This is a genomic window from Edwardsiella sp. EA181011, from assembly GCF_000800725.1.
GTDB classification, from domain to species: domain Bacteria; phylum Pseudomonadota; class Gammaproteobacteria; order Enterobacterales; family Enterobacteriaceae; genus Edwardsiella; species Edwardsiella anguillarum.
Genome location: NZ_CP011364.1, coordinates 682,607 through 695,993 on the forward strand (window position 1 = coordinate 682,607; position 13,387 = coordinate 695,993).

The following is a 13,387-nucleotide window of genomic DNA, read 5'->3' on the forward strand; positions in this document are numbered from 1 at the left end:
TGTTTCTGCGAGAAGCTTGTGATCCTGTTTAGTCCCTCGCTTAATACGTGTACAATAGCGCGCTATTTCTAATGCCTGAGGCAAAGCTGTGATCGAAAATCTGCGTAACATCGCCATTATTGCGCACGTTGACCATGGGAAAACCACCCTGGTCGACAAACTGTTGCAACAATCCGGAACCCTGGGTGAACGTAACGACGCGACTGAGCGCGTAATGGACTCCAACGATTTGGAGAAAGAGCGTGGGATTACCATCCTCGCGAAAAACACCGCCATTAATTGGAATGGCTATCGCATCAACATCGTGGATACCCCGGGGCACGCCGACTTCGGCGGCGAGGTAGAGCGTGTGATGTCTATGGTTGACTCGGTTCTGCTGCTGGTCGACGCAATGGATGGCCCGATGCCGCAGACCCGCTTCGTAACCCAGAAGGCGTTCGCCAACGGGCTGAAGCCGATCGTGGTTATCAACAAGGTTGACCGTCCTGGCGCGCGTCCGGATTGGGTTGTCGATCAGGTCTTCGATCTGTTCGTCAATCTGGGTGCGACCGATGAGCAGCTGGACTTCCCGATCGTCTACGCCTCTGCGCTGCAGGGGATCGCCGGCCTGGATCACGCCGACATGGCCGAGGATATGACTCCGCTGTTTGAAGCTATCGTCGAGCATGTAGCTGCGCCGGACGTCGATCTGGACAGCCCGTTCCAGATGCAGATCTCCCAGCTGGACTATAACAGCTACGTTGGGGTTATCGGCATCGGCCGTATCAAGCGCGGCAAGGTGAAGCCGAACCAGCAGATCACTATTATCGACAGCGAAGGTAAGCGTCGTAACGGTAAAATGGGCCAGGTTCTGGGCCATCTGGGTCTGCAGCGTATCGAGACCGATCTGGCGGAAGCGGGCGACATCGTCGCGGTAACCGGCCTGGGCGATCTGAACATCTCCGATACCCTGTGCGATCCGAGCGCCGTTGAGGCCCTGCCGCCGCTGACCGTCGATGAGCCGACCGTAAGCATGTACTTCTGCGTTAACACCTCTCCGTTCTGCGGTAAAGAAGGCAAGTTTGTGACTTCTCGCCAGATCCTGGAGCGTCTACAGAAAGAGCTGGTGCACAACGTCGCCCTGCGCGTTGAAGAAACGCCGGACCCGGACGCTTTCCGCGTCTCTGGCCGTGGCGAACTGCACCTGTCCGTGCTGATCGAAAACATGCGTCGTGAAGGCTATGAGCTGGCGGTATCCCGTCCGAAGGTTATCTATCGTGAGATCGATGGCCGCATGCAGGAGCCGTTTGAGCAGGTCACGCTGGATATCGAAGAGCAGCACCAGGGCTCCGTGATGGAAGCGCTGGGTATCCGTAAGGGTGAGATCCGCGATATGTCTCCGGATGGCAAGGGCCGTGTACGCCTGGATTACATCATCCCGAGCCGTGGCCTGATCGGCTTCCGTACCGATTTCATGACCATGACCTCCGGTACCGGTCTGCTGTACTCTACCTTCAGTCACTATGATGACGTGCGTCCGGGTGAAATCGGCCAGCGTCAGAACGGCGTGCTGATCTCTAACGGTCAGGGTAAAGCGGTTGCCTACGCGCTATATAGCCTGCAGGATCGCGGCAAGCTGTTCCTGGGTCACGGTGCAGAAGTCTATGAAGGCCAGATCATCGGTATTCATAGCCGCTCCAATGACCTGACGGTTAACTGCCTGACCGGTAAGAAGCTGACCAACATGCGTGCTTCCGGTACCGATGAAGCGACCACCCTGTCTCCGCCGGTGAAAATGACCCTGGAGCAGGCGCTGGAGTTTATCGATGATGACGAGCTGGTTGAAGTTACGCCGCACTCCGTGCGTCTGCGTAAGCGTCATCTGACCGAGAACGATCGCCGCCGCGCTAACCGCGGTCCGCGCGACTAATCGCGTCGATGTGATACCACGGGGTGCCTAAGGCGCCCCGTTTTTTTTGCGGGCGCTATCTGCGCGCGACCTCCCGCTTTTCTTGCGTCCCTTCTGTTCGCTGCTGTTTTTTCCGTCTACAGTGGAGTCTCTCACGCCAATAAGCTGAAATCGGGAGCTGCGCATGCTGTACATCTTTGATTTAGGTAACGTGATTGTAGACATCGATTTTCACCGTGTGCTGGGGGTTTGGAGCCGGTACAGCGGCGCCCCGCTGGCCACCTTAAGCAAGCGTTTTACGATGGGCGATACCTTTCGTCAGCATGAGCGCGGGGCGATAGACGATGAAACTTTTGCCCAGCGTCTGTGCGATGAAATGGGGATCTCCCTCAGCTTTGCCCAGTTCGAGCTGGGCTGGCAGGCGATTTTCGTCGCGCTGCGCCCGGAGGTGATCGATATCATGCAGCGCCTGCGCCGTCAGGGGGAGCGGGTCGTGGTGCTCTCCAATACCAATCGGCTGCACACTCACTTTTGGCCTCAGCACTACCCGGAGATCGCGGCCGCCTGCGATAAAATGTACCTGTCGCAGGAGCTGGGCATGCGTAAACCCGATGCCGAAATCTATCGCTATGTCCTGGAGCAGGAGCGGGCGGCGGCCGGGGAGTCGGTCTTTTTTGACGATAACGCCGACAATGTGGCGGCGGCGAAGGCGTTGGGGATCCAGGCGGTACAGGTATGTGACCGTCAGGTGATCCCCACCTATTTTGCATAACGAGATCGGTTTTTTCTTTTATCTTGCGTCTGCGCTACCCTGAACATCACAGTAGGATCGAAAGCCCCCATCGCTGGGGCCGATATGACCCGCGATGCGGGCGTAACTGACAGGAGTAAGCATGACGCCATTTTCCCTAAAACGTATTAAAGGCTGGGCCTACTTTGCCAAGGTTCTGTGGCAGCGGGTGGATGACGATCGTATGACCATGGTGGCCGGTTCGTTGGCCTACGTCTCCCTGCTCTCTCTGGTGCCGCTGATCACGGTGGTATTCTCTCTGTTTACCGCTTTCCCTATGTTTTCCAGCGTCTCTTTTCAGCTGAAACACTTTATCTTCACCAACTTCGTGCCGGCCGCCGGTGACGTGGTGCAGTCCTATCTGGAGCAGTTTGTCGCCAACTCCAGCAAGATGACGGCGCTGGGAGCCATTGGTCTTATCGTGACCGCCCTGCTGCTGATCTCCTCGGTCGATGGGGCGCTGAACCATATTTGGCGCAGCGAGCGTAAGCGCGCCGTGGTGTATTCGTTCGCCGTCTACTGGATGATCCTGACGCTGGGGCCGTTGCTGGTGGGGGCCAGCATGGCGATCAGCACCTATCTGCTGTCGCTGCGTTGGCTGGCGGACAGTGCGGTTTACTCCATGGTGGATCAGCTGCTGCGTCTGTTCCCGCTGCTGCTGTCGTGCGTCAGCTTCTGGCTGCTATATTGCATTGTACCGACCCAACGCGTGCCGATGCGCGATGCGCTGATCGGCGCCGTGGTTGCTGGCGGGCTGTTTGAGCTGGGGAAGAAGGCCTTTGCGCTGTACATCACCGCGTTTCCGTCGTATCAGCTGATTTACGGCGTGCTGGCGGTGATCCCGATGCTGTTTGTCTGGGTGTACTGGAGCTGGTGTATCGTACTGCTTGGCGCAGAGGTTACCGTGGCCATCGGTGATTTTCGGGCGCACCGCCGGCAGGAGCAGGGTCTGCAGCAGGCGTTGACATCACATCATGAGTAAGGAGTAAAAGGTTAGATGATCGCATTAATTCAGCGGGTTACCCATGCCAGCGTGACGGTAGAGAATCAGGTTATCGGAGAGATCGGCACGGGACTGCTGGTGCTGTTGGGCGTGGAGAAAGATGACGATGAGCAGAAGGCAAAGCGCCTGTGTGATAAGGTACTGGGCTACCGCGTCTTTAGCGATGGCGAGGGTAAAATGAACCTCAACGTACGTCAGTCCGGCGGCAGCGTGCTGGTGGTCTCTCAGTTTACCCTGGCGGCGGATACTCAAAAGGGGATGCGCCCTGGGTTTTCCCGCGGCGCGGCACCGGATGAGGCTGAGCGCCTGTATACCTATTTTTCTGATACCTGCCGCGCCAGCGGTATCACTACCGCGACCGGATGCTTTGCCGCCGATATGCAGGTTTCCCTGCTCAATGACGGCCCGGTCACCTTCTGGCTGCAGGTTTAGCCGATAGATAGCGGCGTACGGCCTGTCGTACGCCTGCGCCGCTGTCTCAGCTCTCCGCCGCGCCGCCCACTCGCTTATCGCGCAGCATCAGTGCGACCAGCGCCAGCCACAGCAGACCGCTTATCAGGTTGAACAGGTTGAAGGCGCCGTTTCCGCCCTGCAGCCAGGTGTGTTTGCCCACCTCAATGCCAATGGTATAGATAAACATACTGATCATGCCCATCGCCGCGGAGACGGTGCCCTTGCTCATCGTGCTGGAAAACAGCGTCAGGCGATAGAGGCCGGCGTTGGCCAGACCGATGCCAAAGGCATACAGACTCAGCCCCGCCGTCATCCACAGGTAGGCATGGGCGCTGTATAGCGTAGAGGCGGCGGCGATCGCCAGTCCGCCGACCATTGGCCAGGCACCCAGCTGAATCAGACGGCGAACCGGACGGCGGCCGCTCAGGCGAGCCAGGGTAAAGTTACCCAGGATCAGCATGCCGAAAATCGGCACCTGCAGCATGCCGTAGTCGTAGCTGCTGAGGCCTTCGCCGCTGATGATGATCACCGGCGACTGGGCAATCCAGGCCAGCAGAGGCAGGCTGGCGAAGCCGCAGGCCAGCGCACCGCCCAGAAAGCGTTTATTTTTCAGCACCAGCGCATAGTCGTGGCCCAGCGCCGACAGCGACAGCTTCTCTCCTCGTCGGGTCGCGGTTTCCGGCATGGCCTTATACAGACCAAGGAAGGCGAGCAGCGCCAGCGCGGCAAACAGGATAAACATGCCCTCCCAGGGAAACAGATGCACCCAGGCGGCGCCGGCTAATGGCCCGAGCAGCGGCGCGATCAGCGCAACGTTGGCCATCAGCGCGGTGATCTTGATACACACGGACTCCTCGAATGATTCCTGGATCGCGGCATAGCCGACGGCGCCGATAAAGCACAGGCTGATCCCCTGTAAAAAACGCATCAGGATGAACTGTTCGATGCTGTTGGTCAGCAAAATAGCCAGGCAGGTTACGGCAAAGTAGAGCGCGCCGGTCAACATCACCGGCCGCCGCCCGATACGGTCGGAGATCGGGCCGAGCAGCCACTGTAGGAACATGCCGCCGGCCAGATAGGCGGTCATGGAGGTCGGAACCCAGCTTTCGTCGACGCCAAAGGTTTGCACTACCGACAGCATGCCCGGTTGAATCATATCGTTGCCAATATAAGTGGCAAACTCATACAGCACCAGACAGAGGGGAAATAACAGTGCACGCCGGCCAAGTCAGCGAGTAGAAGATAAACGGTTTTGCATAATGTATGGTCGCTAAAAGGAAAAACAGTCAGACCCAGCGGGATCGCCTGTGAAATAGCGGCTGGTGGGGTTGGCTATTCTGCCGTCAGCGGCCGGTCTTGGCAACTGCCGTTCGTGCGGTGAGACGAACCTGCTCCCCTCGGCGCCGAGGGGAGCGAAGATACACAGCCGACGGTTACACCGCTCGCTTTTGCCAAGCAATGGGCTGTAGACGGGCATCCAGCTCCGTATGTGCCACATGATTGGTATAGTTGCTCATGACCTTTTGCGCCAGGCATAAAATGACGTCGAGGATATGGCGGCGCTCAAAACCGGCGGCGATAAACGCCTGCAGGGTTGCATCATCCACCTCGCCGCGCTGGCGCACCATCGCCAGCGTAAAGGTGCGCAGCGCCTCTAAACGGGCGCTGGGCAGCGGGGTTTCGTCGCGTAGGGCATCGTTGATCTCATCGCTGACCTTCATGGCACGGGCGATCAGCGTATGGGCCGGTACACAGTAGTGGCAGCGGTGCTCAACGTTGATGGTCTGCCAGACGACGGTTTTTTCGTCATTATCGAAGCTACTGTGCAGAAACAGGCTATGCAGGGCCTGGTATCCCGCCAGCAGCTGTGGTGACTCCGCCATGATAGCGTGTAGCCCTGGGATACCGCCGTTGCTGCGCTTGCTTTGCAGCAGTAAATCGCGGCTTTCCTGGGGGGCGGTGTGCTCATCGTATTTTTCAAAAGTCAGCATGTTATCTCCCTAGGGTTGGCGTTTAACGCATCGGGTAAGGCGGCGTTGGTGCCGTCGTTTTGCGCTGGCATCTCTGTAAAACGCGCTCATCCGGCGCGCTTCTTCCCGGCGTTAATCGGTGAAATTTCACTCTAGATATTTTTGAATGATTGTTCAATAACTTTTTTGAACAACCGTTCAAAAAAGTGCGTTACAATGAAATCTATTAAACTTTCCAGCAGGCTTGTGGCATGGCAAGACCCCTCCAACACAATCGCGATGCGGCGCTGCAGCAGGCTGTCGCTCTGTTTTGGCGGCGCGGCTACTTTGCGACGTCGATGAAAGAGATTGAGCAGGCGTTAAATATGCGCCCTGGCAGTATCTACGCCGCATTTGGTAATAAAGCCGCGCTGTTTTCCAGCGCGTTGACGCGCTATACCCAGTGCCAGGTCGATGCGTTTTTCGCGCTGATGGCGGACTATCCCGATCCGTTTTCCGGCGCCGAGGCCTTTTTGTGCCACTTTGGCGCCACCTGTTCGGCGGAGCTTCCCTCCAGCGTCTGTTTCTTGGTTAAAAGCCTGCTCGAACTCGAAGGGAGAGCGGAGGAGGCGCCGCTATCGGTGGTGCGAGAGAGCCTGGCGGCGATGGAGGCGGCCTTTTACCGGGCTTTCCGGGAGGGTGCGCCGCGGTTAGCCGAGGCCGAGGCCCGGCACATAGCGCGTTGGCTGCAAAAAGAGGTGATCGGTATTCGCATTATGGCGCTGCAGATAGGCAATTCCCCCGCGCTGGCGGCGCTGGTGGATGACAGTTGCGTAACGCTGCGTCGCTGGCGCGCCAGCGCACTATCCTAATTCCCGGCGCCGACGGGGCCGCAGATACGGATCGCGGGAGCGGTGTCTGGGCTGCGCAGGGGCCTGCCTGAGGCTTTCTCATTCTCTCCTGAGGTTTCTTCATCGCCCGACGGCAATTTGCTGTTGACGAATCCATCAACTTACGGCAACTTCTATTTGGACGTCTAAACGTATGGATGTTTAAAATGGGGTGCGCAGAGAGCCGCGCAGAGCATAAGGATGATGGGGTATGAGTTTTTTTCACGCAAGCCAGCATGATGCGCTGAACCAGAGCCTGGCCGAGCTGCAGGGGCGGATCCAGGTCTCTTTTGAGTTTTTTCCGCCGCGCAGCCAGGAGATGGAGCAAACGCTGTGGCGATCCATCGATCGGCTCAGCACCCTGAGGCCGTCGTTTATCTCGGTGACCTACGGCGCCAACTCCGGCGAGCGCGATCGCACCCACGGCGTGATTAAGGGAATAAAAGAGCGCACCGGGCTGGAGGCGGCCCCTCACCTGACCTGCGTTGATGTCAGCCGGGAGGCGCTGCGGGGCATCGCCCGAGATTACTGGAATAGCGGCATCCGCCATATTGTAGCGCTGCGCGGCGATCTACCGGCGGAGGGCGGGCGTCCGGAAATGTACGCCAGCGATCTGGTGGCGCTGCTGCGCGAGGAGGCTGACTTTGATATTTCGGTCGCCGCCTATCCCGAGGTCCACCCGGAGGCCAAGAGCGCCCAGGCCGACCTGTTAAACCTAAAGCGCAAGATTGACGCCGGCGCCAGTCGGGCAATCACCCAGTTTTTCTTTGACGTGGAGAGTTATCTCCGCTTTCGCGATCGCTGTGCGGCTGCGGGCATTGACGCTGAGATCGTGCCGGGGATCCTGCCGGTGTCCAACTTTCGCCAGCTGCAGCGCTTTGCGGCGCTGACCAATGTCCGCGTACCGCAGTGGATGCTGGCTATGTTTGACGGGCTGGATGCGGATGCGGAGACGCGCAAGCTGGTCGGCGCCAACATTGCCATGGACATGGTGAAGCTGCTCAGCCGCGAGGGAGTGAAAGATTTCCACTTTTATACCCTGAATCGAGCCGAGCTGAGCTACGCCATTTGTCATACGCTGGGCGTGCGGCCGCAGAGGGACGTGGCGTGAGAGGCGTAAAAAAGCCCGCTGCCGCGGGCTTTTTCCTCTGTACCGTCGCTAGCCGGTATTGCGCATCCCGGCGGCGACGCCGGCGATGGTGACCATCAGCGCCTGTTCGACGTTGGCATCCGGCTGCTCCTGATGGCGTGAGCGGTAGAGCAGCTCAGCCTGCAGGACGTTGAGCGGATCGGTATAGACGTTACGCAGAGCGATCGACTCTGCGGCCCAGGGCAGATCGGCCATCAGGTGATCGGTGTTGGCGATGGCCAGCACCGCCTGAATATCCCGCTGTACCTGCTGGCGCAGCTCTGTGCCCAGTGGCCATAGGGCAGGGTCAACCAAGCGCTGATCGTAGTATTCGGCCAGCCACAGATCGGACTTCGCGAACACCATTTCCAGCATATCGATGCGGGTGGTGAAGAATGGCCAGCTGCGGTACATGCTTTCCAGCGCGTCGCGGCGCCCCTCCGCCATGGCCTCCTCCAGCGCGGCCCCGGCGCCCAGCCAGGCCGGTAGCATCAGGCGGTTTTGGGTCCAGGCAAAGATCCACGGGATCGCGCGCAGACTCTCTACGCCGCCGCTGGGACGACGTTTGGCCGGACGAGAGCCCAGCGGCAGCTTACCCAGCTCCAGTTCGGGCGTCGCCGAGCGGAAGTAAGGAACAAAATCTGGATTCTCGCGGACATAGCGTCGATAAAGCGCGCAGGAGGTCTGTGAGAGCTCGTCCATGACATCGCGCCACTCTTGCTTCGGCGCCGGCGGCGGCAGCAGATTGGCCTCCAGAATGGCGCTGGTATACAGCGTCAGGCTGCTGACGGCGATCTCCGGTAGGCCGAGCTTGAAGCGGATCATCTCCCCCTGTTCCGTTACGCGCAGGCCGCCCTTCAGGCTTCCCGGCGGCTGGGAGAGCAGGGCATCGTGCGCCGGCGCGCCGCCGCGGCCGATGGAGCCACCACGGCCATGGAACAGAGTCAGGGCGATCCCTGCGCCGTCACAGACGCGCACCAGCGCCTCCTGTGCACGGTATTGCGCCCAGGAGGCCGCCATCACACCGGCGTCTTTGGCAGAGTCAGAGTAGCCGATCATCACCATCTGTTTACCCTGGATAAAACCACGGTACCAGTCGATGCTCAGCAGCTGTGTCATCACCGCCTCGGCATTGTTTAGATCGTCGAGGGTTTCGAACAGCGGAGCAACCGGCAGATTGTACGGGCAGCCCGCCTCTTTCAGCAGCAGGTGGACTGCCAGAACATCGGATGGGGTACGCGCCATCGAGATGACATAGGCGGCGATGGCGCCGGCTGGCGCCTCAGCGATCACCTGACAGGTGTCAAAAACTTCTTTGGTTTCCGGCGATGGCGTCCAGTGACGTGGCACCAGCGGGCGCTTGGAGTTCAACTCGCGCAGCAGGAACGTCTGCTTATCCTCTTCAGACCAGGTCTCATAGTCACCCAGCCCCAGATAGCGGGTCAGCTCGGCCAGCGCTTCGGTATGGCGGGTACTTTCCTGGCGAATATCGATGCGTACCAGCGGCACGCCGAAGCAGTGGACCCGGCGCAGGGTGTCTAGCAGCTGGCCGTTGGCGATGATTCCCATACCGCAGGCCTTCAGCGAGCGGTAGCAGGTATGCAGCGGCTGCCACAGTTGATCGTTGCTGACCAGCAGATCGGCGGGGCGCGCCAGGCGCTCCCCTCGCAGACGCGCGTCCAGATAGGTCAGCGTATTGTTCAACTGTTGGCGCAGGCGCTTTAACACCTCGCGGTAGGGCTCCTGGGCATGTTCGCCCGCCAGCGCCCGCAGCTCCGGTGTACAGACGGTCATAGAGAGCTCTGATACCAGCACCTGGACATCGCGTAGGAATAGCTCCGCAGCCTTCCAGCGGCTGAGCAGCAGGGCGCGGCGGGTCACCTCGGCGGTGACGTTGGGGTTACCGTCGCGATCGCCGCCCATCCAGGCGGTGAAGCGCACCGGTACCGCTTCGACCGGTAGCTGGTAGCCAAGGGATTTTTCCAGCTGCTCATTAAACTCGCGTAGGAAGGCGGGAACGCCTTCCCATAGGCTGTTTTCAACCACGGCATAGCCCCATTTGGCTTCGTCGATGGGGGTTGGGCGGTTTTTGCGGATCTCGTCGGTGTGCCAGGATTGGGCCACCAGCTGGCGTAGGCGGCGCATGATCTGGTGACGCTCATAGTCGGCCAGATCGTCATGATCGAGCTGGCTGAGGCAGGTGTTTACCTCCACCAGTTTATGGATCAGCGTACGGCGAGCGATCTCGGTGGGGTGTGCGGTCAGCACCAGCTCGATGGAGAGGTTATCGACGGCCTGACGGATTTGCGCCTCGTCCAGATTTTTATTCTTCAGCCGGGTGAACAGGTGAGACAGGGCATCGGGATTGCTGGCAGCCTCGCCGTGTGGGGATATTCGGTGATATTGCTCCGCGACGTTGGCCAGATTGAGGAACTGGCTGAAGGCGCGCGCCACCGGCAACAGCTCGTCATTGGAAAGATTTTGCAGTGTGTTCAGCAACGCCTGTCGGCTGGCTTCATTGCCTGCGCGTGACGACTTGGACAGCCTGCGGATAGTTTCAACGCGATCCAGGATATCTTCTCCCAGCGCGTCCTTGATGGTATCGCCCAGCAGCTTGCCCAACATGCTGACATTGCCACGCATCGCCGAATATTGCTCATTCATAGAACCACTGCCCCTCCCAATACGTAAATTTCTTTCACTCGGAAATTGTAGAGTGCCTCTTTATAAAGCCACGTTCCGTCCTCTGCGTCAATTGACACAATTTCTTGCCAAAACACACAATTTAGCGCTGTTAACTGAAATTTAATTACGCAATGACCTGAAGAGGTCTAACTGATAACAGTTACATTGCAAACGCCGCCGCGTCATCGTTTGCCCGGGGCGGCACCTGCCGTGATCAGCGCTGACAAAAATGGTGGATTATCTGCGTCAGCAGGGTGCGCGTCGGCACAATAAAGTCGGTGGACAGATACTCATCCGGCTGATGCGCCTGCTCAATGGAGCCCGGGCCGAGCACCAGCGTTGGGCAGATCTCTTGCAGGAACGGTGCCTCGGTACAGTAGTTGACGGCCTCTGCTCGCTCCCCCAATAGCTGTTCTATTGCCAGTACCAGCGGCGCGTGGCGCGGGCATTCATAGCCGGGGATCGGCGGATGCAGATGCTCAATACGCAGACGTCCCGGCCACTGCGTCGCGATGGGCGCCAGCGCCTGATTCAGCAGCTCGCTGAGATCGTTCAGCGTCATTCCCGGCAGCGGGCGCATATCCAGGTGCAGTTCGCAGCAGGCGCAGATGCGGTTAGCTGCATCACCTCCGTGGATATGCCCCAGGTTCATGGTGGGGTAAGGGATATTAAAGGCCGGATTGTGGTAACGCTGCTGCAGCGTATTGCGCAGGGTGAGCAGGTGGCCGATGGCATCGTGCATGATCTCAATCGCGTTGACGCCGCGCGCCGGATCGCTGGAGTGCCCTGACTGACCGGTGATGCGGATGGCCTCGGAGAGATGGCCTTTATGGGCTCGGATCGGTTTAAGGGAGGTGGGTTCACCGATGATGCAGCAGTCGGGGCGCAGCGCGGTGCTGGCGGCAAAATAGCGCGCGCCCGCCATCGAGGTCTCCTCGTCCGCCGTCGCCAAAATGTAGAGCGGTTTATTTAGTTTATGCAGTTCGATATCGCGCAGGGTATCGATGATAAAAGCGAAGAATCCTTTCATGTCTGCGGTTCCAAGACCGTACAGGCGATTATCTTGTTCGCTGAGCGTGAAGGGATCTCGGGTCCAGCGCCCCTCGTCAAAGGGAACCGTATCGGTATGTCCCGCCAGCATCAGTCCTCCGCCTCCCTCACCATAGCTCGCTAGTAAATTGAATTTATTCCGTGTGTTAGGGACAGGCTGCACCTCGACACGCAGCCCGAGATCGCTAAGCCATCCTGCCAGCAGGGTGATTAACCGTTCATTACTCTGGTCCAGTGCGCCGTCGTTGGCGCTGATGGAGGGGGTTGCGATCAGCGCACGGTACAACGCGATAAATGAGGGTAATTGCGTATTCATGGTTGACAGCCTCAAGTTTGGATAGTATCAATATTCATGCAATAATTATGAATAAAAATACAATAAAGCATCATCGAATGGAACAGACAGGGACGCCCGAGTATTGGCAGCAGCGATGGGGCTAACTGGATGTGAGGTCAGGGGCTGAGGCATCTCAGCGCACGGCCGGTATCCACGGTTAACCAAGAGGAGCGATCGCCGCGATGTCCAGTATTCAGAAGTCGTTAAATGGGTTAATCGTTGGCGCCAGCGGCTATACCGGTGCTGAGCTTGCCGCCTATCTGCAGCGCCATCCCTACATCACCATAGCGGGTTTGACCGTGTCTGCGCAAAGCGTTGATGGCGGAAAATTGTTGTCAGATATTCACCCGCGGCTGAAAGGGGTGGTCGATCTCCCGTTGCTGGCCTGCGACGACAGCGCGGCGCTGGCCCCGCTGGCCGATGTGGTCTTTTTGGCGACCGATCATGCAGTTAGCCATCTTTTGGCGCCTGAGTTTCTGGCGGCCGGTTGCACCGTCTTCGATCTCTCCGGCGCCTATCGGCTCCGCAGCAGCAAGGCCTACTCGCAGTATTACGGCTTTACGCATCAACATCCCGAGTGGCTTGAGCAGGCGGTATATGGCCTGGCGGAGTGGCAGGGCGCTGCGCTGCGCACGGCGCAGCTGGTCGCGCTGCCGGGGTGCTACCCGACGGCGGCACAGCTGGCGTTAAAACCGCTGCTGGCTGCTGGGCTGATCGATACGGCGCAGTGGCCGGTTATCAACGCCGTCAGCGGCGTCAGCGGCGCCGGACGTAAGGCCAGCCTCGGCAGCAGCTTTTGCGAGGTGAGCCTGCAGCCCTATGGGCTGTTTACGCATCGTCATCAGCCGGAGATCGCCGCACACCTAGGCATTCCGGTGATTTTTACCCCCCACCTGGGCAATTTTCCTCGCGGCATACTGGAGACGATCCACCTACGGGTAAAAAGCGGCGTGGATGCGGCCGAGGTGGCGATGGCTTTTTATCGAGCCTATCAGGATAAACCATTGATCCGCCTGTATCAGGGAACGCTGCCGTCCATCGGCGCGGTGGCGGGTACGCCGTTTTGCGACATCGGTTTCTCCCTGCAGGGACAGCATCTGATCGTGGTTGCCGCAGAGGACAATCTGCTGAAAGGGGCGGCGGCCCAGGCGGTGCAGTGTATGAACCTGCGCTTTGGCTTTCCTGAGACGTGCGCTCTCCTTTAACCATCTAT

10 protein-coding genes and 1 pseudogene are annotated in these 13,387 nt (G+C 59.0%); 7 read left to right on the forward strand and 4 right to left on the reverse strand.

The annotated features are described in order from the left end of the window. Positions 1-88 precede the first annotated feature (88 nt). The 4 genes from typA (at position 89) to dtd (ending at position 4,113) form a co-directional block, all read left to right on the forward strand. Positions 89-1,909: a ribosome-dependent GTPase TypA gene (typA, locus tag QY76_RS03085; protein WP_012850286.1), complete on the forward strand. Its 1,821-nt coding sequence runs from the start codon at positions 89-91 to the stop codon at positions 1,907-1,909. Positions 1,910-2,072: 163 nt separating this feature from the next. Next, the gene (yihX, locus tag QY76_RS03090; RefSeq protein ID WP_034165440.1) at positions 2,073-2,660 is read left to right on the forward strand and encodes a glucose-1-phosphatase; all 588 of its coding nucleotides are present in this window, start codon (positions 2,073-2,075) and stop codon (positions 2,658-2,660) included. Between the two features lie 121 nt (positions 2,661-2,781). Beyond that, a complete protein-coding gene (locus QY76_RS03095; protein ID WP_034165438.1) occupies positions 2,782-3,660 on the forward strand; it encodes a virulence factor BrkB family protein in 879 nt (292 codons plus the stop codon). Between the two features lie 15 nt (positions 3,661-3,675). Beyond that, entirely contained in the window at positions 3,676-4,113 is a 438-nt protein-coding gene (dtd, locus tag QY76_RS03100) for a D-aminoacyl-tRNA deacylase (RefSeq protein WP_045427994.1), read from the forward strand. A gap of 46 nt (positions 4,114-4,159) precedes the next feature. Here the strand turns inward: dtd and QY76_RS03105 are convergent. Beyond that, positions 4,160-5,392 (reverse strand): annotated as a pseudogene (locus QY76_RS03105) (MFS transporter). A 175-nt stretch (positions 5,393-5,567) separates the two neighbouring features. Beyond that, on the reverse strand, positions 5,568-6,125 hold the full coding sequence (locus tag QY76_RS03110; RefSeq protein WP_034165434.1) for a carboxymuconolactone decarboxylase family protein: 558 nt from the start codon (positions 6,123-6,125) through the stop codon (positions 5,568-5,570). 230 nt (positions 6,126-6,355) lie between these two features. On the opposite strand from QY76_RS03110, the gene QY76_RS03115 reads away from it, so the two are divergent. After that, positions 6,356-6,955, forward strand: coding sequence for a TetR/AcrR family transcriptional regulator (locus QY76_RS03115; protein WP_034165433.1), 600 nt, complete (start codon positions 6,356-6,358; stop codon positions 6,953-6,955). A 229-nt stretch (positions 6,956-7,184) separates the two neighbouring features. After that, the gene (gene metF, locus QY76_RS03120; RefSeq protein ID WP_034165432.1) at positions 7,185-8,084 is read left to right on the forward strand and encodes a methylenetetrahydrofolate reductase; all 900 of its coding nucleotides are present in this window, start codon (positions 7,185-7,187) and stop codon (positions 8,082-8,084) included. 48 nt (positions 8,085-8,132) lie between these two features. Here metF and ppc read toward each other — a convergent pair whose 3' ends face one another. Together ppc and argE are read right to left on the reverse strand one after the other, a co-directional pair. After that, a complete protein-coding gene (gene ppc / locus QY76_RS03125) occupies positions 8,133-10,766 on the reverse strand; it encodes a phosphoenolpyruvate carboxylase (protein WP_034165431.1) in 2,634 nt (877 codons plus the stop codon). A gap of 235 nt (positions 10,767-11,001) precedes the next feature. Next, a complete protein-coding gene (argE, locus tag QY76_RS03130; protein WP_034165430.1) occupies positions 11,002-12,153 on the reverse strand; it encodes an acetylornithine deacetylase in 1,152 nt (383 codons plus the stop codon). Positions 12,154-12,356: 203 nt separating this feature from the next. Here argE and argC point away from each other — a divergent pair, with 203 nt between their 5' ends. Continuing rightward, positions 12,357-13,379 carry an N-acetyl-gamma-glutamyl-phosphate reductase gene (argC, locus tag QY76_RS03135; RefSeq protein ID WP_034165429.1) on the forward strand — a complete coding sequence of 341 codons (1,023 nt, stop codon included), beginning with the start codon at positions 12,357-12,359 and terminating at the stop codon, positions 13,377-13,379. The last annotated feature ends 8 nt before the right edge of the window (positions 13,380-13,387 follow it).